Below are 17,774 nucleotides of genomic sequence, written 5' to 3'. Positions count from 1 at the left end.
GAAAAACCACGACACCGATCCGAGATTTTGGCGATAAAATCAGGCTGCGGCCCGTGGCTCCGAGAAAAAACCCTGACGTCACGGGCTTGTCGGTGGCCGCGCGCATGACTTGCCTGTAACCTCCGCCGCGCATCCCGGAACAGGACCGTTCATTGCCCGAGCACCACACCCCGCTGATCGCCATCATCGCCGTCGGCCTCCTGCTGGCCTTCATCTTCGGCATGCTCGCCAACCGGCTGCGCGTGTCGCCGCTGGTCGGATATCTCCTGGCCGGCGTCGTGGTCGGGCCCTTCACGCCCGGCTACGTCGCGGACCAGGACCTGGCGAACCAGCTCGCCGAGATCGGCGTGATCCTGCTGATGTTCGCCGTCGGCCTGCACTTCTCCCTCAAGGACCTGATGGCGGTGCGCGGCATCGCCGTGCCGGGCGCGATCGGGCAGATCCTCGTCGCCACCCTGCTGGGCATGGGGCTGGGCTGGCTGTTCAACTGGGGAATCGGGGGGGGCCTGGTCTTCGGTCTGTCGCTGTCGGTCGCCTCAACGGTGGTTCTGATCCGCGCCCTGCAGGAGCGCCGCATCTCGGAAACGGAGCGCGGCCGGATCGCGATCGGGTGGCTGATCGTGGAGGACCTCGCCATGGTCCTCGCCCTCGTGCTGCTGCCGGCCCTGGCCCCCGTGCTGAAGGGATCGGCCGCCCTTTCCTTCGGCGACCTCGCGATCACCCTCGCCGTCACGCTGGGCAAGGTCGCGGCCTTTGTCGCGATCATGCTGGTGGCCGGGCGGCGGGTGATCCCCTGGGTGATGCACCTGGCGGCCCATACCGGCTCGCGCGAGCTGTTCCGGCTCGCGGTCTATGCCGTCGCGCTCGGGGTGGCCTTCCTCGCCTCGGAGCTGTTCGGGGTGTCCTTCGCGCTGGGCGCCTTCTTCGCCGGCATGGTGATGGGCGAGAGCCCGCTTTCCCAGCGCGCGGCCGAGGAGGCGATGCCGCTCCGCGATGCCTTCGCGGTGCTGTTCTTCGTCTCGGTCGGCATGCTGGTCAATCCCGCCATCCTCCTCACGGCCCCGCTGGCGGTGCTGGCGGTGCTGGGCATCATCGTTGTCGGCAAGTCGGCGGCCGCCTTCGTGATCGTCCGGGCCTTCGGGCACCCCTCCTCCACGGCGCTGACCATCTCGGCCAGCCTCGCGCAGATCGGCGAGTTCTCCTTCATCCTGGCCGGCCTCGGCGGCACGCTCGGCCTGCTGCCGCCGGAGGGGAGGGACCTCGTGCTGGCGGGCGCCATCCTGTCCATCCTGATCAACCCCTTTCTCTTCGCCCTCGTGGAGAAGCGCCGGGCGGCGGTCGCGGCACGGCCCGCCGCCCGTCCGGCCGCCCCCGTGGTCGAGCCTGCCCCCGCGCCGCCGGAGCCTTCGCCCGCTCCCGCGCGCGAGCCTGCCGCCACCGCCGCGCTGCCCGGAGCCGCGCCAGACCGGCCGCCAACCGAAGGCGACCCCAACCTGGAGGACCATCTGGGCATGGAGGACCACGACGTGGTGGTGGGCTACGGCCGGGTCGGGTCGCGCGTCGTCGCCGGCCTGCTCCGGGCCGGGCGCCCCGTGCTGGTCTTCGAGGATGCCGAAGCCACCGCCTCCGCCGCCCGCGCCGACGGCCTGCCCACCGTGCTCGGCAACGCCGCCAACCCCGACGTGCTGGCCGCCGCCGCCCTGCCCAGCGCGCGCCGCCTGTTCGTCACGGTGCCCGAGGCCTTCGAGGCCGGGCAGGTCGTGGAGCAGGCGCGCGCCCTCAACCCCACGCTGGAGATCACGGCCCGCGCCCATTCCGATGCCGCCGCGGAACACCTGGCCAGGCTCGGCGCCGACAAGGTGGTCCTCAGCGAGAGCGAGGTCGCCCGCCGGATGCTGGAGCACGCGGCCGGCACCGAGCTGCAAGGGCTGCCCTGAACGAAAAAAGGGCGCCCCGAGGGGCGCCCTTCATCCGTTCGCAGCGCCGTTCACCGGCCGTCGCGGAAGTCGCTCTCGCGCCAGGAGCGGTCCTTGCGCTCCCCGCCCACCGTTTCCGGCCGGCGCTGGCCCCCGCCACCGGGGCGGCCCTGCCCACCCGGACGCCCCTGGGACGGACCACCGGGACGGCCCTGGCCCTGGCGCTGCGGCGCCCCCCGGCCACCACCGCCAAAGCCGCCGCCGCCATCGCGGCGCGGCCCGCGCTGCTGCTGGCGGGACGGCGGGCGCGGCACGGGGCCGGTCGGAATGTCGCCCTCGGCCGGCACCTGCTGGCGCGTCAGCTTCTCGACGGCACGCAGGTAGGCGACCTCGTCCGGCGCCACCAGCGCCACTGCCTCGCCCGAGGCGCCCGCGCGGGCCGTGCGGCCGATGCGGTGCACATAGGTTTCGGGAACCTCCGGCAGGTCGTACTGGATGACGTGCGTCACGCCGTCCACGTCGATGCCGCGGGCGGCGATGTCGGTCGCCACCAGGATCGGCGCGGTGCCGCGCTTGAAGGCGTCCAGCGCCCGCTCGCGCTGGCCCTGGCTCTTGTTGCCGTGGATGGCGCCGGCGTTCAGCCCGTCCTGCTCGAGCTGCTTCACGATGCGGTCCGCGCCGTGCTTGGTGCGGGAGAACACGAGCGCGCGGCCCACGCTCTCGCCGCGCAGCAGGTCGGCCAGGATGGCGCGCTTGCCGTCGGCGCGGGTGTGGATCACGCGCTGGTTGACGCGCTCCGCCGTGGTGGCGACGGGCGTCACCTCCACGCGCACGGGGTCGGGCATCAGCTCCTTGGCCAGCTTGGCGATGTCGTCCGGCATGGTGGCCGAGAAGAACATCGTGTGGCGCTGCTTCGGCAGCATCCCCGCCAGCTTGCGGATCTGCGGCCAGAAGCCGCGGTCGAGCATCTGGTCGGCCTCGTCCAGCACCAGCACCTCGATCCCGTCGAGCCGCACGGCGCGCTGGTTGATCAGGTCCATCAGCCGGCCCGGCGTCGCGATCAGGATGTCGACGCCCGTGGACATCGCCCGCTTCTGCGGGTTCTCCGGCACGCCGCCGAAGATGATGGCGGTGCGCGGCCGGATGTGGCGGCCATAGGCGCGCACGCTCTCGTGGATCTGCGAGGCCAGCTCGCGGGTCGGGGAGAGGATCAGCACGCGGCAGGTGCCGGCCGGCATGCGGCGCGGGTTGTTGGCGATGTGGTTGAGGATCGGCAGGGAGAAGGCCGCCGTCTTGCCCGTGCCGGTCTGCGCGATGCCCAGCACGTCGCGCCCGGAAAGCGCCGCCGGAATGGCCTGGGACTGAATCGGGGTGGGGGTGGTGTAACCCTCTTCCTCAAGCGCGCGCAGAAGGGGCGCGGCGAGGCCGAGCTCGTTGAACTGTGTCATGAATTCCAATCGGGGCGGCCCATCCCGGGCTGCCAGAGGCGGGTGGAGGCGCCCCGCGTGTCCGGTCGCATCCAAGGGTATCGGAAGATCGGACGCCCCGGTCAGGGCCGCGCGCATCATTGCGCGGGGCGGCCGTCTCACGCGGCCGGGGCGTGGCCACGGCATGAGGCCGGGCACGGCCAACATATGAGGCCTTCCGTGCTGCGGTGCAAGATGGAACCGCCTCCGGCGACAAAGGGTCGCGGATGGCGGAACGCTCACCCGGCTCGCCCGGCAGCCCGTCACGGCGATCCCGAGCGCTGCCGGCGCCCTTGACCCGCGGAACCGCTGCGGCCAGCAGGGAAGCATGGGATGGCAGGAACCCCTTCACCGCTCGCCGCGCGGGCCAGGATGGCGGAAGCGGCTCGCGCGCATCGCCCTTGCGTTCCTGCTGCTGCCGCCGGCGGTGATCGCCCTGTTCCTCTTCGTTCCCCCGCCGGTCACGCCGCTGATGCTGATACGGTCCGTGCAGGGCCACGAAATGCGCCGGGACTGGGTGCCGCTCGCCTCCATTGCCCCGGCTCTGGCCGAGTCCGTGGTCGCGGCGGAGGACAACCTGTTCTGCCGGGAACCCTTCGGCTTCGACCTAGGCGCCCTGCGCGGGGAGGCGGAGGCCTGGTGGGAAGGCGAGCGCCCGCGCGGGGCCAGCACCATCACCATGCAGACCGCCAAGAACCTGCTCCTCTGGCCCGGGCGCGATCCCCTGCGAAAGGCCATCGAGGCCTGGCTGACCCCGCAGGTGGCCCTCCTCTGGCCCAAACGCCGGGTGATGGAGGTCTACCTCAACATCGTGGAGTTCGGCCCGGGCCTCTATGGCGCCGAGGCCGCCGCGCGCGCCCACTTCAACAAGCCCGCCTCCGCCCTGACGGCAAGAGAGGCGGCGCGCCTGGCCGCCGTGCTGCCGAGCCCCCTGAACTGGTCGGCGGCCCGGCCCTCGGACCACGTCCTGCGCCGGGCCGCCGTGATCGAGCGGCGCGTGGGGCAACTCGGGCCCCTCCTGGACTGCCTGCGCTAGGCGATCAGCCCGTGCCGCCGTCGTCGGTCTTGCCGCTCTCGGCCAGTTCCCGCAGCTCGCGCGAACTCAGCCCGGCCGGCACGGAGCCCGACAAGGTGCCGTCGCCATCCTCCTCATGCGCCGCGTCCGTGGGCGCCCCGCCCTCGGTGTGAGTCTCATCCCCCTCGGCGGGCTTGGGCGCGGGGTCCGGCTTGTCGCTCATCATCGCCTCCTGGGTTGCAACCAGGGGAACGCCCGGGCGGCGGCAGGGATGCCCACGGCGGCACCCGGATCAGAGCGTCGGGCGCTTGCGGAATCCCGGCTCCTCCGGCCGCGGGCCGAAGCTTTCGTCGATCTCGTCCACCCGCGCGGCCGGCGGGCCCCGGCGCGCGGCCAGCAGCACGGCGCCGATCGCGTCCTCGCCCCCGTCGAGCAGCGCCTCCACGGAACCATCCGCCCGGTTGCGCACCCAGCCGCTGAGCCCGGCCGCCCGCGCCCGTTCCACCAGCCAGTCCCGGTAGCCCACGCCCTGCACGCGGCCCCGGATGCGCAGCAGGCGCGGCGTCACCTGGACAGCTCCAGCAGGCGGGCGGCGAGAGCGATGTCGGCCGCGATCCGCACGCGCCGTGCCTCGGCCTCGGAATCGGTGCCCCAGAAGGACTCCTGGTAAGTCTCGTCGATCATGGCCAGCCGGTGCGCCTCCCCCGGGCCGATCCGTCCGGCCGAGAGCGCGAGGCCCAGCACCACGCTGCCCATGGCCGGCACGGCGATGCCGAGCGCGGAAAGCCCGAAGGGCGAATGGGCCGCCACCGCCGCGTGCAGCGCGTGCAGCGAATCGGGGGGCTGCGCCACATGGACGATCCCCGTGGTGACGCGCAGCGGCGCGTCGTGCTGCAACGCCGCCCAATCCAAGATCGGCTGCCAGCTCTCGGCCTGCATCGCCGCCAGCCGCCGGTCCTCGGCGCGGTAGCAGAGCAGGTCGCTCTCGGCATATTCGGCGATGGCGGCGGCGCTGGGCGCCGGGTCGGGCGCGATCCGGTCCACGGCGGTGCCGACGAGGCGCGTCAGCGGCACCTCCTCCATGCTCATTTCCCGGCCCTTGCCGCCGCCGGCGCTGTCCCATTCGGCGGCCACCGCCTCCGCCAGGGGGAGGCTCGGCAGGTGCAGCGTGGTGCCGCCCGGCAGGCGCAGCGGGCGGCCGTCGAGGGCGATGCCCCAGCCCTGGTCAACGGGCTGGACGGCGGCTTGTTCCCAGAATCGCTTCATGCGCGGCAATTGGGGTGCCGGGGGGCACCGTGGCAAGCTGCGCGGCATGGGAAGCGTGATGGTTTATGCCGCGGCCGCGCTGGCCGAGATCGGGGGCTGCTTCGCCCTCTGGGGCTGGCGGCGCCTGGGCTGGCCGGGCTGGGTGCTGCTGCCCGGCACCGCCTCGCTCATCGCCTTCGCCTGGCTGCTGACCCTGTCCGAAGCCGCCGCCGCGGGCCGCGCCTATGCGGCCTATGGCGGCGTCTATGTGGCGGCTTCCCTGGCCTGGCTCTGGGCCGTGGAAGGGCGCGTTCCCGACCGGTGGGACCTCGGCGGTACGGTTCTGTGCCTGGCCGGAACGGGCGTGATCCTCTGGGGCGGCGCGGAGCGCTGAGGCGCCCCGTCCGGCTCCTCCCGTGCGGGTGGCGGCACCGGCGAAGGCCACGTCCCGGCCGGGAAGAAAGCGCCCTCGCCGGAGCGCTCACGGAGAGGTCAGAAGCGATACGCCTCGGGCGCGTATTTGTCCGCGTCAGGAGATTGCCCCGTAACGTTTGAGCCGCCATCATCGCGCCACAAACATAAAAGCCGAGATGAACGCTTGGTAATCCAGCGTTGCCCCGGTGCCGGCGCTTCAAGCCGGGTGAATGCCGAACAGAGGATTACGTGAACACCTTTCCGCCTATCCAATCCTTTGAATTGAATCCGCCGTGAACGGCGATGGGCGTTACGGATCGGTCGCCCTTCCGAACGGCAGTTTCCAGCGCGCCGCGGCATCGTCCTGGCCAGGCATCGCGATTCTCGAAACCGTCATGGTCTTCGCGGTGGCGCTTTCGATCCGCATCATCGACCAGGCCGGCCTGCCGCCCCATCCCGATGACCTTTTGCATCTCTATGCCGCCCGGTCTTATCTGGACCACGGCACGCTTTCGATTTTCTCCGGCGTTTACCTGCGATCCGCCGATTTCACCTATCTGGTCGCCGCCTCCCTCAAGGTCTTCGGCGACACGCTGCTCGCCGCGCGCCTTCCCGCACTCGTCTGCGGCGCGGGCATCGTGGCCTGCGCTTATGCCTGGCTGAGATCCAATGTCGGCAGGGGGCCCGCGCTGATCGCCGCCTCGATGCTGGCCATCATGGCACCGGCCCTCGACGTTTCGGTGCTGATCCGCTTCTACACCCTGCAATCCCTGCTGTTCCTGAGCGGCGCTATCCTCATCTACGGGGTTGTGACCGCAGCGAAGCCATCATGGCGGAGCCTGCCGGCGGCCCTGCTCGCGATCCTCCTGCTGGCCGAAGCCGCGAGACTGCAGATCGTCAGCGCCGTCGGCATCCTGGGCCTCCTGACCTGGGCGGCGCTCGTCACGGGCTGGCGGCTGCGGGAACGCCTTTCGTGGCGCGCCCGGTTGGCCGCCCTGGGCCTTCTGCTCCTGTCCGCCGCACTGGTCGGCTTCGTGGCCCTGGAAACGGGAATCCTGGGCAGGATGTGGGAGCTCTACCGCGCCGCCGTCCTTTGGGCCGAGCCCGAGCGCAACAACTACAAGTATTACTACCACGAGCTCACGCGCAGCTTCGGGCTGCTGATGGACCTGCTGCCATTCGCCGCCGTGGTGGCGTTTCTTTTCTATCCCTTGCCCGCCCTCTTCTGCGCGACGCTGCTGTTTGTCGGGATCATCGTCCATTCCTTCGCCGGGATGAAGCTGATCCGGTACATGTCCTACCTGCTCCCCTTGCTCGCCTGCCTCTGGGCCATGGCCGCATGGCCGCTCCTCACCTTTGTCGGCGACCGGGCCGCCGCGCTGGTGAGGCGGCGGGCGCCGCGCGCCGCCCGGCTGGCCCGGGCAGGCATCTGCTGCTTCGCCGCCCTTCTGGTCTTCAAGGCGGTCCCGGTGTTCGAACGGCCCGCCCGCGCCCTGATCCTCCCGAACGCGGACCGGGTCCGCGACAGCCGCGACCAGAGCTGGATGCTGGCCCGGGACCAGCTGCGGCCGCTGGTCCGCCGCGCCGATGTTCTCGTCGTCGACGACGACCTCCTCGCCGACTACCACGTTGCGCGGCCCGACATCGTGCTCAGCAAGACCCGGCTTCTCGAGAACACGCCGCCGGACGAGTTCACGCGCGATTTCCGCACGGGAACGCCGACCATCAGCAACGACGCTTCGGTGCGCACGCTCCTGGCCTGCTTCCGCAACGGCGTCATCCTCACCTACGAGCCGTTCCTCGAATGGCTGCCGCCCGAGACGCTGACGTTCCTGGCGGCCAATGCCCGGCGCCTGGACCCGGCACCGTCCCTGACCGGCTATGCCTGGGACGAGCCGCGGGGAGAGCCACCCGCCAGCTGCGATGCCGTGCGCCAGCTGGTGGCGCCCACCGCCACCATGCGGCACGCAGCGCCATAGGCCCCGGCACGATGCCCATCCAGACGGACGACCAACTGCCCCCCGAACTCGTCCAGGCCGGCCGCGACGGCGCGCGCGGCTTGGCATCCGGCCGCGCGCCGATGCCGAGCGCGGTGCCTGCCGGGACGATCCACGTCGTCGCGGCGACCGACGACAACTATGCCCAGCATCTCACCGTCATGCTCATGTCGCTCTTCGCGAGCTGCCGGTCACGGCCGGTCCAGGTGCACGTCCTCGTGCCACCCGGCTTCACCATGCGCGGACATGTGGAGGACGCGCTCAAGGCGGATGCCTCCAGGGTGGAGTTCATCAGCGTTGCGGACAGCACCGTCCGCCAGCTCAAGACCTCCGTCTCGCTTCCCCCCAGCTCCTATTACCGGGTGCTGGTCGGCGAAATCCTCCCCCCCTCCGTCCGGCGCATCGTTTATCTCGATTGCGACCTGCTGGTGCGGTCCGACCTGGCGGACATGTGGGACGCCCCCCTCGGAAACAACATCGCCGCCGCATGCCCGGACACGGGGGGCGACGCGGGGGTCGTCCTCCACGTGCTCGATCTTCCCAAGACCGCGCTCTACTTCAACTCCGGCGTCATGCTGATCGACCTGGACCGCTGGCGCCGGGAGAATGTCGGCCAGCAGGTCATCGACTTCGCCAGAGAACACCCGGACCTGTTGACCTGGGGGGACCAGTGCGCCCTCAACTGGGTTCTGCGGGACAGCTGGAAGCCGTTGGGCAACGAATGGAACGTGCAGACGCCCAGCTTCGGCTGCGGCGTGAAGGGCGACCTGTACTTCTACAAGCCGGCCCCGCCCGCGGCCATGGCCGGACGCATCATCCATTTCACGGGCTGGGGGCGCCCGTGGAACTACATGAGCGAGCACCCCTTCAAGCCCCTCTACCAGCACTACCTCGCGCAGACCTTCTGGCGGGGCCGCCGTCCGTCGGACAAGTACCCGCACAACATGGTCTGCAAAACGCTCAAGCGGCACGCGCCCGGGCTGCTTCCCTATTACATCCGCCTGCGCCGCATCATCTGACGGGCAGGCGCGGCCGCTGGCCGGTCCGTCCCCGGCCACCGGCAGACGGGCGGCATGTCGCGCCGGCGGCCTCCTTCAGCGCGCCACCGCGTAGCCCTGCATTCCCCGAGGATTGGCCGCGGCCTTGACCACGTGCGCCTCTCCGTCCGCCTCCCTCGCGCAGGCCGAGAGGCGCCCCTCCGACCATGCGTCGCCCAGCGTCACCTGGTGCCCGCGGCGGCGAAGCTCCGACACCGTCGCCTCGGGGAAGCGGCTTTCCAGCGTCAGCGTGCCGTGTGCCGTCTCGCGCGGCCAGAAGGAGGAAGGGGCGTGGTCCGTGTGGAAGGCCGGTGCGTCGATCGCCTCCTGCAGGTTCATGCCGTGGTGGGCGTGGTGCAGGAACAGCAGGAGGGACCACTGCTCCTGCTGGTCGCCGCCCGGCGTGCCGAAGGCGAGGTAGGGCTTGCCGTCGCGGAAGGCGAAGCTCGGCGTCAGCGTGGTGCGCGGCCGGACCCGCGGCGCCATGGAGGAAGCGAGCCCCGGCTTCAGCCAGAACATCTGCCCGCGCACCGTGAGCGCGAAGCCGAGGCCGGGCACCGCCGGGCTGGATTGCAGCCATCCGCCGGAGGGCGTGGCCGCCACCATGTTGCCCCACCGGTCCACCACGTCCACGTGGCAGGTGTCGCCCCGGTGCGTGCCGCCCGCCGTGGTCGGCGCCTCGCCCCGCGCGTCCTCCTTCGCGACCGTCGGCTCCCCCGTGCCGACCCGCGGCTCGCGCAGCGTCCCGGCCGGGCGCAGCGGCGGCAGCACGGGCGCCTGCCCGCCCGGGCTGCCCGGCCGGAACGCGTCGGAAGCCCGCTCCCCGATCAGCGCCCCGCGCGCCGCCAGATAGGCCGGGGAAAGAAGCGCCTCCAGCGGCACCGGCGCGCTGTCGCCGTACCAGCAGTCGCGGTCCGCGAAGGCCAGCTTGATGGCCTCCGCCGTGACATGGACGAAATCGGGCCCGAGCGGGTCCATCCCGTCCAGCCCCAGCCCCGACAGCATCCCCAGTGCCTGGAGGAAGGAGGGCCCCTGGCTCCAGGCACCGCACTTGAACACGCGGAAGCGCCCGTAATCGGCATGAACGGGCCGCTCCACCGGCACCACCCAGTCCGCCATGTCCTGCCCGGTCAGCAGGCTCCGGTTGCGGCGGCCCGACACGTCCCAGATCTCCGCCTCGCGGTAGAAGCGGTCCACCGCCTCGGCCACCGGGCCGCGGTACCAGTAATCCAGCGCGCGCCCGATCTGCGCCTCGCGCCCATCCGCCGTCTCGGCATCCGTCAGCAGCCGCTCGAAGGTTTCGGCCAAAGCGGGGTTGCGGAACAGCCGCCCGCTCTCCGGCACGGCCCCGCCCGGCAGCCAGATGGCGGCGGAGGTGGGCCAATGCGCCTCGAACAGCTCCTTCACCGCGGCGATCGCGGCGGGGATGCGGGGCACCAGCGGGTGCCCGTCCCGCGCATAGGCGATGGCGGGCGCCAGCACCTCCCGCAGCGGAAGGGTGCCGTGGTCGCGCAGCAGGGTCATCCAGGCGCCGAAGGCCCCGGGCACGCAGGCCGGCAGCAGCCCCGAGCCCGGCACCAAATCCAGCCCCATCCCGACGAGCCGGTCCATGGTGGCGGCGGCCGGGGAGGGACCCTGGCCGCAGATCACCACCGGCTCCGAAGCCCCGGCGGGGCAGGCGATGATCGGCGCGTCGCCGCCCGGCCCGTTCAGGTGCGGCTCCACCACCTGCAGCACGAAGGCCGCCGCCGCCGCGGCGTCGAAGGCGTTCCCGCCGCGCTCCAGCACGCCCATGCCCACCCCCGAGGCGAGCCAGTGCGTGGAGGAAACGGCGCCGAAGGTGCCGCGAAGCTCGGGGCGGGTGGTGAAGCCGGGCATGGAATCAGGTCCTTTGGCGTCGCGCACGGGTGAAGCGAGCGGGATCGAAGGGTCGCAGGTCGGCACCGGGCGCGCCGCCCGTCAGCAGGGCCGCGACGATGCGCGCGGTGGAGGCCGCCAGCGTCAGCCCGAGGTGCTGGTGCCCCGCCGCCACCACGGCGTTCGCAAGCCCCGGCACGCGGCCGATGGCGGGCAGGTAGTCCGGCAGGGTCGGCCGGTCGCCCCGCCAGCGCGACTCCGCCCCGGCCCCGGTGCCGAACAGCGCATGCGCGTGCCGCACCAGCACATCGGCGCGCGACCAGTCCGGCGCCCGCCCGGCCGCCCCGAGTTCCACCGTGCCGGCCAGGCGCAGCCCGTGCTCCATGGGCGTCGCGATGAAGCCGCGCTCGGCAAAGGACACGGGGCAGGGGATCGCGGCGGCACCGGCCGGCAGCATGGCGTGGTAGCCCCGCTCCGCCGTGATCGGCAGGTGCAGCCCCAGCTGTCCCGCCAGCCCCGCGCTGGCCAGCCCGGCCGCCAGCACCACGGCCGAGACCGGCCGCTCCCCCGCCGGCGTGCGGATGGCGGCCACGCGCCCCTCCGCTGCGCGAAAGCCCGTGACGGGGAGCGCCAGCAGCGACCCGCCATCCGCCACCACCCGCGCCGCCAGGTCCCGCACCAGGCGCTGCGGGTTCACCGCGTGCATGGCATCGGGGAACCATTGCCCGCCCGTGGCCGGCACCGCCAGGGCGGGCAGCCGCGCCGCGACCTCGGCCGGGCCCAGCGCCTCCAGCCGCACGCCATGCGCGGCCATGATCGCGGCCTCCGCCCGCGCGGCGGCGAGCCCCGCGGGCGTCTCGCTCACCGCCAGCGCCCCCTCCCGCCGCAGCAGGGCGGCCAAGGCGGGGGTGTCCAGCGCCGCCAGCCAATCTGCGACCGAGGTGCCGAGCAGCCCGGCCAGCGCCGCCGTTCCCGCCCGCACCCGCGCGGGCCGCGCGGCGGCGGCGAAGCGGAGCATCCAGGGCAGCATGCGCGGCAGCCCGCGCGCGCGCAGCGTCAGCGGCCCCAGCGGGTCGGCCAGCATCCGCGGCACCCCCGCCAGCACGCCGGGCCGGGCGAGGGGGCTCACCGCCTCGATCGCGATGTGCCCGGCATTTCCCGTGGAGCAGAGCGAGCCGGGCGGCGCGGGGTCCACCAGCATCACCGCGTGCCCGGCGCGCTGCAGCGCCCGCGCGCAGGCCACTCCCACCACGCCCGCGCCGATCACGGCGACGGGCATGCTCACACGAGAAAGCCCGCGCGCAACGGATCGCGCTCGTTCACGAAAATGGTGTTGATGCCATGCGTGCGCGCCCAGCCCGCGATGCTCGGCACGATGGCGGGGTGGTTGCCCACCACCGCGCGGTCCTCCACGCGTCCGTCGAACAGCGTGCCGATGATGCTCTCATGGATGAACTCGTCCCCCACCGAGAGCGCCCCGCGCGCCGCGAGCTGCGCCATGCGCGCCGAAGTGCCGGTGCCGCAGGGGGAGCGATCCACCGCGCGGTCACCGTAGAACACCGCGTTGCGCGCGTGGGCGCGGGGATCGCGCGGCCTGCCCGTCCACATCACGTGGCTGACGCCGGCGATGGTGGGATCGTCGGGATGCACCACCTCCACGGCCGCGTTCAGCCGCCGCCGCAGCTCCGGGCTCAGCCGCAGCACGTCGTCGGCCGAGAGATCCTCCAGCCCCGCGAAACCGGGCTGCGGCTCCACGATGGCGTAGAAGTTGCCGCCATAGGCGATGTCCACCCGGAGGCGCCCCATCCCCGGCATCTCCACCTCCACCTCCGGCAGAGCGAGAAAGGAGGCGATGTTGCGGATGCGCACGCTGTCCACGTGCTCGCCGCGCCGCTCATAGGTGGCGACGATCCGCCCCGCCGGCGCATCGAGCCGCAGCTCGCCCTCCTTCGCCGGCCGGGCGAGGCCGTTCTCGATGGCCATGGTCACGGTGCCGATGGTGCCGTGCCCGCACATCGGCAGGCAGCCCGACACCTCGATGAACAGGATCGCCACGTCGCAATCCCCGCGCGTCGGCGGGTAGAGGATGGAGCCGGACATCACGCTGTGCCCGCGCGGCTCGAACATCAGGGAGCGGCGCACCCAGTCGTGGTGGGCGAGGAAGTCCTGCCGCCGCTCGCTCATCGTCTCGCCGCGCAGATGCGGCGCGCCCCCGGTGACGAGGCGGACGGGGTTTCCGCAGGTGTGGCCGTCGATGCAGGAGAAGGTGTGGTTGCCCGGCGGCACCGGCGTCTCGATCCCCTGCATTCCCGCGGCTCTCCCTCAAGCGGCGCCACGGCTATAGGGGACATTTTATCCAATTGACAGCTTGCCTCCCTTGCCCTTTGCATGGGTTTGCATCGTGGGGCGGGCAGGACAAGGGATTGGCGGGCAACGCAGCACGCTCGGGGACCAAGGCCATCGCAATCCTCCCCAGGCGCCGCCGTGGGCTGCCCTGATGCCCGGAACAGGCCAGGCTCCGCGCCGCCTCCGCCGGCAGACCGTCGTGGAATCCGCCACCGAGGAGCTGCGCCGCCGCATCCTGGCCGGTGAGTTCGGCGCGGGCGAGGCACTGCGCCAGGACGCCCTGGCCGAGGAATTCGGCATCAGCCGCATCCCGCTGCGCGAATCCTTCCGCCAACTCGCGGCCGAAGGGCTGGTGACCATCCACCCGCATCGCGGCGCCGTGGTCAGCACCCTCTCCACGGAGGACATCGCGGAGCTGTTCGACCTGCGCGCCATGCTGGAGCCCGACCTGATCCGCCGCGCCGTGCCGCGCATGGGCGAGGACACGCTGGCCGAGGCCGCGCGCATCCTCTCGGACTACGCCGCCGCCATCGACCGCGCCGATCTCAACGCCTGGGGCGAGCTGAACACCGAGTACCACCTCGCCCTCTACCGCCCCGCCGGGCGCCCGCAGACACTTGCCCTGGTGCGCGCGCTGCTCGCCAACACCGACCGCTACACCCGCCTGCAACTCGCCGCAGGCGGCACGGAGCGGGCGAAGGCCGAGCACGCCGAACTGCTCGCCCTTTGCCGCCGCGGCGCGGCGGAGGACGCCGCCCGCTTCACCCACCAGCACGTGATGGAGGTGAAGCAGGACCTGCTGCGGATGATCGCCGTGGCCGAGGCGGGTGACTGAGGATGCCGCGTCCCTGGCACGGGGATTGCTGCCACACCGGCATGGCGGATCACGAGTGCAGCACGGAATGAACATGCAGGCGCTGGAAGTGCGCGACCTCGCCGTCACCTTCGCCACCGAGCGCGGCCCCTTGCGCGTGCTGGACGGCATCTCCTTCTCCCTGCCCCCCGGGCGCACCGTGGCGCTCGTGGGCGAGAGCGGTTGCGGCAAGTCCGTGGCCTCGCTGGCCGTCATGGGCCTGCTGCCACCCAGCGCCACCGTGGAGGGCACCATCCGCCTGGAAGGCCGCGAGATCGCCGAGCTGCCGCCGGACGAGCGGCGCAAGCTCCGCGGCTCGGACCTCGCCATGATCTTCCAGGAGCCGATGACCAGCCTGAACCCGGTCTTCACCGCCGGCGACCAGGTGGCGGAGGCGCTGCGCCTGCACCAGGGCCTGGACCGCGCCCAGGCCGCCCGGGCCGCCACCGCCATGCTGGAGGCCGTGCGCATCCCCGAGGCCGCGCGCCGCGCCCGGCAATACCCGCACCAGCTCTCGGGCGGCATGCGCCAGCGCGTGATGATCGCCATGGCGCTGGCCTGCCGCCCGCGCGTGCTGATCGCCGACGAGCCCACCACCGCGCTGGACGTCACGGTGCAGGCGCAGATCCTCGCGCTGCTCGACGACATGCGCGGCGAAACCGGCGCCGCCGTGCTGCTCATCACCCACGACCTCGGCGTGGTGGCGGACCACGCGGACGAGGTGGTGGTGATGTATGCCGGCCGCGTGGCCGAGACCGGCCCCGCGGCCCGCGTGCTCTCCACCCCCCAGCACCCCTACACCGTCGGGCTGCTCGGCGCCGCGCCGCGCCTGGACGGCCCGCGCGGCACGCGGCTCGCGACCGTGGAGGGCACCGTGCCCGACCTCGCCGACCCGCCCGGGGGCTGCCGCTTCAAGACCCGCTGCCCCTTCCGCATCGCCGTCTGCGACACGGTGCCCCCGCTGGTCGATGTCGGCCCCGGCCATCGCGCGGCCTGCCACCGCGCGCCGCTGGACCAGATCCTGGAGGCCGCGTGAGCGACGCCCCGTTGCTTCAGCTCGAAGGCGTCACCCGCCACTTCCCCGTGCGCGACGCCCTCGGCCGCCGGCGCGGCGCCGTCCGCGCGGTGGACGGCGTCTCGCTCTCCGTGATGGAGGGCGAGGTGCTCGCGGTTGTCGGGGAAAGCGGCTGCGGCAAATCCACCCTCGGCCGCCTCGCGCTGCGGCTGGAGGAGCCCGATGCCGGCAGCGTCCGCTTCGCCGGCACCGATCTCCGTGCCATGGCGCCCGCCGCGCTTCGCAAGCAGCGCCGGCACATGCAGATGATCTTCCAGGACCCCTATGCCAGCCTGGACCCACGCATGACCGTGGGGCAGGCGGTGGCCGAGCCGCTGCGCCTGCACGGCATCGTGCCGCGCGCGGGGGAACGCGCCCGCGTGCAGGAGCTTCTTTCCCGCGTCGGGCTGCGGCCGGAGCACGCGGACCGCTGGCCGCACGAGTTCTCCGGCGGCCAGCGCCAGCGCATCGCCATCGCCCGCGCGCTCGCCAGCGGCCCCCGCCTGATCGTCGGCGACGAGCCCGTCAGCGCGCTCGACGTTTCCGTGCAGGCGCAGGTGATCAACCTGCTGCAGGACCTGATCCGCGAGTTCCGCCTCGCCTTCGTGCTCATCAGCCACGACCTCGCGGTGGTGCGCCACGTCGCGGACCGCGTGGTGGTCATGTATCTCGGCCGCATCGTGGAGGAAGGCCCGGCAGCGGAGGTCTTCGGCAACCCCCGCCATCCCTATTCCCGCGCCCTGCTGGCCTCGGTGCCCGGCGGCGGCCCCAAGGGACCGCCCCTGCAGGGCGACCTGCCGAGCCCGATCTCGCCCCCCGCCGCCTGCCGCTTCCACACGCGCTGCCCGCACGCGCAAGCCATCTGCCGCGAGCAGGACCCGCCCCTCGTTGCCGGCGCCACCGCCGCTACGCCATCCCACCGCGCCGCCTGCCACTTCCAGGACACGCTGCCCCCCATGCCCGCCGCCACGCATCCCTCGGGTGGCGAGCGCCTTGCCCGCCTGCAAGCCTTCTTCGCCGCCCCCACCATCGGAACCGCCGCATGAACGCCCGCTTCCTCGCGCCCCTCGCCATCGCGGCCACCCTCGCCACGGGTGCGGCCCACGCCCAGAATCAGGCGACGAACCTGCCCAACCTCCGCATCGGCCTGCGCGAGGACCCCGACATCATGGACCCGACGCTGGCCCGCTCCTTCGTGGGCCGCATCGTCTTCACCAGCCTCTGCGACAAGCTTTTCGACACCAACGAGCGGCTGGAGATCGTCCCCCAGCTCGCCACCGGCTACCGTTGGGAGGACCCCAAGACCCTTCTGGTCACGCTGCGCGAGGGCGTCACCTTCCACGACGGCGAGAAGCTGGACGCCGAGGCCGTCCGCTATTCCCTGATGCGCCACCTGACCATGCAGGGCAGCTTCCGCCGCGGCGAGATCACCGACCTCGAGAGCGTGGAGGTGGTGGACCCCATGAACGTCCGGCTGCGGCTGAAGCAGCCCTCCGCCCCCTTCCTGTCCCAGCTCGCCGACCGCGCGGGCATGATGGTCTCCCCCAAAGCCGCCGAGGCCGCCGGCCGCGACTTCGGCGCCCGCCCCGTCTGCGCCGGCCCCTTCCGCTTCGTCGAGCGCGTGGCCCAGGACCGGATCGTGCTGGAGCGCTTCCCCCAGTACTGGAACGCCGCGAACTTCCACTTCAACCGCGTCACCTTCCAGCCCATCGTGGACAGCACCGCGCGCCTGGCCAACCTGCAATCCGGCACCATGGACCTGATCGAGGTCACCAGCCTTGCCGACGTTCCCGCCGTCCGCCGCGACCGGCGGCTGAGCATGGTGACCGCCGAGGGCCAGGGCTACTGGAACGTGATCTTCAACATCGGCGGCGGTCCCCGCGCCCAGACGCCGCTCGGCCAGGACGCGCGCGTGCGCCGGGCCTTCGACCTCGCCATCGACCGCGACGCGCTGAACCAGGTCGCCTTCGAGGGCCTGCACACCCCCGCCTCGCAACCCATCCCCCCGGCATCGCCGATGCACGTGAAGGACCTGCGCGTCACCACCCGCAACGTCGATCGCGCCAAGGCCCTGCTGCGGGAAGCGGGCGTCCGCACCCCATTCCCGGTGGACCTGATGGTCGCCAACAGCCCGGAGATGCGGCAGGTGGCGGAGGTCATGCAGTCCATGCTGGCCGAGGCCGGCTTCGAGCTGCGCATCGCCGCCACCGAATTCGCCTCCGCCCTCCAGGCCGGCGCGCGCGGCGACTTCCAGGCCTATCTCAGCGGCTGGTCCGGCCGCCCCGACCCGGACGGCAACGTCTGGACCTTCATCCACAGCCGCGGCGCCCAGAACGATGGCAAGTATGCCAACCCCGAGGTGGACGCGCTGCTCGACCGGACCCGCGCGGACGGCGACACCGCCCGCCGCGCCACCCTCTACGCCCAGGCCTTCGACATCGCGCTCACACGGGACCGCGCGCGCAGCCTCCTCTGGCACCCCAGGCTCTTCGTCGCCTTCACCCAGCGCCTCCAGGGCGTCACGCTGCTGGGGGACGGCATGATCCGCCTCCAGGGCATGCGGCTGCGCTAGAT

General features: G+C 72.5%; 16 protein-coding genes. 9 read left to right on the top strand and 7 right to left on the bottom strand.

Features of this window, described 5'->3' with window-relative positions; genetic code table 11:
- Window positions 1-152 precede the first annotated feature (152 nt).
- Window positions 153-1,937 (top strand): cation:proton antiporter domain-containing protein, encoded by a 1,785-nt coding sequence (locus ACFFIC_RS05510; RefSeq protein WP_377049134.1) that lies wholly within the window; start codon window positions 153-155, stop codon window positions 1,935-1,937.
- A 50-nt stretch (window positions 1,938-1,987) separates the two neighbouring features.
- On the opposite strand, the gene ACFFIC_RS05505 is transcribed toward ACFFIC_RS05510, so the two are convergent.
- Window positions 1,988-3,364, bottom strand: a complete 1,377-nt coding sequence (locus ACFFIC_RS05505; protein WP_377049133.1) for a DEAD/DEAH box helicase — start codon at window positions 3,362-3,364, stop codon at window positions 1,988-1,990.
- A gap of 346 nt (window positions 3,365-3,710) precedes the next feature.
- On the opposite strand from ACFFIC_RS05505, the gene mtgA reads away from it, so the two are divergent.
- The gene (gene mtgA / locus ACFFIC_RS05500) at window positions 3,711-4,418 is read left to right on the top strand and encodes a monofunctional biosynthetic peptidoglycan transglycosylase (protein WP_377049132.1); all 708 of its coding nucleotides are present in this window, start codon (window positions 3,711-3,713) and stop codon (window positions 4,416-4,418) included.
- 4 nt (window positions 4,419-4,422) lie between these two features.
- On the opposite strand, the gene ACFFIC_RS05495 is transcribed toward mtgA, so the two are convergent.
- The 3 genes from ACFFIC_RS05495 to ACFFIC_RS05485 form a co-directional block, all read right to left on the bottom strand.
- Entirely contained in the window at window positions 4,423-4,620 is a 198-nt protein-coding gene (locus tag ACFFIC_RS05495; protein ID WP_377049131.1) for a hypothetical protein, read from the bottom strand.
- Window positions 4,621-4,689: 69 nt separating this feature from the next.
- Window positions 4,690-4,965, bottom strand: coding sequence for an acylphosphatase (locus tag ACFFIC_RS05490; protein ID WP_377049130.1), 276 nt, complete (start codon window positions 4,963-4,965; stop codon window positions 4,690-4,692).
- On the bottom strand, window positions 4,962-5,663 hold the full coding sequence (locus tag ACFFIC_RS05485) for an ATP12 family chaperone protein (RefSeq protein WP_377049129.1): 702 nt from the start codon (window positions 5,661-5,663) through the stop codon (window positions 4,962-4,964). The genes ACFFIC_RS05490 and ACFFIC_RS05485 overlap by 4 nt, the downstream gene beginning before the upstream one ends.
- 46 nt (window positions 5,664-5,709) lie before the next feature.
- Here ACFFIC_RS05485 and ACFFIC_RS05480 point away from each other — a divergent pair, with 46 nt between their 5' ends.
- The 3 genes from ACFFIC_RS05480 to ACFFIC_RS05470 all read left to right on the top strand — a co-directional run bounded on the left by ACFFIC_RS05480 (window position 5,710) and on the right by ACFFIC_RS05470 (window position 9,072).
- Entirely contained in the window at window positions 5,710-6,036 is a 327-nt protein-coding gene (locus ACFFIC_RS05480; RefSeq protein ID WP_377049284.1) for a YnfA family protein, read from the top strand.
- 313 nt (window positions 6,037-6,349) lie between these two features.
- Window positions 6,350-8,035 carry a hypothetical protein gene (locus tag ACFFIC_RS05475; protein ID WP_377049128.1) on the top strand — a complete coding sequence of 562 codons (1,686 nt, stop codon included), beginning with the start codon at window positions 6,350-6,352 and terminating at the stop codon, window positions 8,033-8,035.
- Between the two features lie 11 nt (window positions 8,036-8,046).
- A complete protein-coding gene (locus ACFFIC_RS05470) occupies window positions 8,047-9,072 on the top strand; it encodes a glycosyltransferase family 8 protein (RefSeq protein WP_377049127.1) in 1,026 nt (341 codons plus the stop codon).
- Between the two features lie 75 nt (window positions 9,073-9,147).
- Here ACFFIC_RS05470 and ACFFIC_RS05465 read toward each other — a convergent pair whose 3' ends face one another.
- Genes ACFFIC_RS05465 through ACFFIC_RS05455 form a run of 3 tightly spaced genes read right to left on the bottom strand, consistent with a single transcriptional unit; the run spans window position 9,148 to window position 13,254 of the window.
- Window positions 9,148-10,968: a gamma-glutamyltransferase family protein gene (locus tag ACFFIC_RS05465; protein WP_377049126.1), complete on the bottom strand. Its 1,821-nt coding sequence runs from the start codon at window positions 10,966-10,968 to the stop codon at window positions 9,148-9,150.
- Between the two features lie 4 nt (window positions 10,969-10,972).
- Window positions 10,973-12,226, bottom strand: a complete 1,254-nt coding sequence (locus ACFFIC_RS05460; RefSeq protein WP_377049283.1) for an NAD(P)/FAD-dependent oxidoreductase — start codon at window positions 12,224-12,226, stop codon at window positions 10,973-10,975.
- 2 nt (window positions 12,227-12,228) lie between these two features.
- Window positions 12,229-13,254 carry a 4-hydroxyproline epimerase gene (locus ACFFIC_RS05455; RefSeq protein ID WP_377049125.1) on the bottom strand — a complete coding sequence of 342 codons (1,026 nt, stop codon included), beginning with the start codon at window positions 13,252-13,254 and terminating at the stop codon, window positions 12,229-12,231.
- A 190-nt stretch (window positions 13,255-13,444) separates the two neighbouring features.
- On the opposite strand from ACFFIC_RS05455, the gene ACFFIC_RS05450 reads away from it, so the two are divergent.
- From ACFFIC_RS05450 to ACFFIC_RS05435, 4 genes are all read left to right on the top strand, one after another.
- Entirely contained in the window at window positions 13,445-14,128 is a 684-nt protein-coding gene (locus ACFFIC_RS05450) for a GntR family transcriptional regulator (protein WP_377049124.1), read from the top strand.
- A 73-nt stretch (window positions 14,129-14,201) separates the two neighbouring features.
- Entirely contained in the window at window positions 14,202-15,182 is a 981-nt protein-coding gene (locus ACFFIC_RS05445) for an ABC transporter ATP-binding protein (RefSeq protein WP_377049123.1), read from the top strand.
- Window positions 15,179-16,246 (top strand): ABC transporter ATP-binding protein, encoded by a 1,068-nt coding sequence (locus tag ACFFIC_RS05440; RefSeq protein ID WP_377049122.1) that lies wholly within the window; start codon window positions 15,179-15,181, stop codon window positions 16,244-16,246. Before ACFFIC_RS05445 ends, ACFFIC_RS05440 begins: the two co-directional genes overlap by 4 nt.
- Complete coding sequence (locus tag ACFFIC_RS05435; RefSeq protein WP_377049121.1) at window positions 16,243-17,772, top strand: ABC transporter substrate-binding protein; 1,530 nt, start codon at window positions 16,243-16,245, stop codon at window positions 17,770-17,772. Before ACFFIC_RS05440 ends, ACFFIC_RS05435 begins: the two co-directional genes overlap by 4 nt.
- Window positions 17,773-17,774: the final 2 nt, after the last annotated feature.

Origin of the sequence: Muricoccus vinaceus, from assembly GCF_042433125.1 — a bacterium.
GTDB lineage: Bacteria > Pseudomonadota > Alphaproteobacteria > Acetobacterales > Acetobacteraceae > Roseomonas > Roseomonas vinacea.
Note: the sequence above shows the minus strand (reverse complement) of the source record. Positions and strands in the feature narration are given on the sequence as shown.

Bases quoted from the DNA above. Each gene is read 5' to 3' on its own strand.
- ACFFIC_RS05505 (WP_377049133.1), bottom strand. From the start codon at position 3,364: ATGACACAGTTCAACGAGCTCGGCCTCGCCGCGCCCCTTCTGCGCGCG.
- mtgA (WP_377049132.1), top strand. From the start codon at position 3,711: ATGGGATGGCAGGAACCCCTTCACCGCTCGCCGCGCGGGCCAGGATGG.
- ACFFIC_RS05495 (WP_377049131.1), bottom strand. From the start codon at position 4,620: ATGAGCGACAAGCCGGACCCCGCGCCCAAGCCCGCCGAGGGGGATGAG.
- ACFFIC_RS05485 (WP_377049129.1), bottom strand. From the start codon at position 5,663: ATGAAGCGATTCTGGGAACAAGCCGCCGTCCAGCCCGTTGACCAGGGC.
- ACFFIC_RS05480 (WP_377049284.1), top strand. From the start codon at position 5,710: ATGGGAAGCGTGATGGTTTATGCCGCGGCCGCGCTGGCCGAGATCGGG.
- ACFFIC_RS05470 (WP_377049127.1), top strand. From the start codon at position 8,047: ATGCCCATCCAGACGGACGACCAACTGCCCCCCGAACTCGTCCAGGCC.
- ACFFIC_RS05465 (WP_377049126.1), bottom strand. From the start codon at position 10,968: ATGCCCGGCTTCACCACCCGCCCCGAGCTTCGCGGCACCTTCGGCGCC.
- ACFFIC_RS05460 (WP_377049283.1), bottom strand. From the start codon at position 12,226: ATGCCCGTCGCCGTGATCGGCGCGGGCGTGGTGGGAGTGGCCTGCGCG.
- ACFFIC_RS05455 (WP_377049125.1), bottom strand. From the start codon at position 13,254: ATGCAGGGGATCGAGACGCCGGTGCCGCCGGGCAACCACACCTTCTCC.
- ACFFIC_RS05450 (WP_377049124.1), top strand. From the start codon at position 13,445: ATGCCCGGAACAGGCCAGGCTCCGCGCCGCCTCCGCCGGCAGACCGTC.
- ACFFIC_RS05445 (WP_377049123.1), top strand. From the start codon at position 14,202: ATGCAGGCGCTGGAAGTGCGCGACCTCGCCGTCACCTTCGCCACCGAG.
- ACFFIC_RS05435 (WP_377049121.1), top strand. From the start codon at position 16,243: ATGAACGCCCGCTTCCTCGCGCCCCTCGCCATCGCGGCCACCCTCGCC.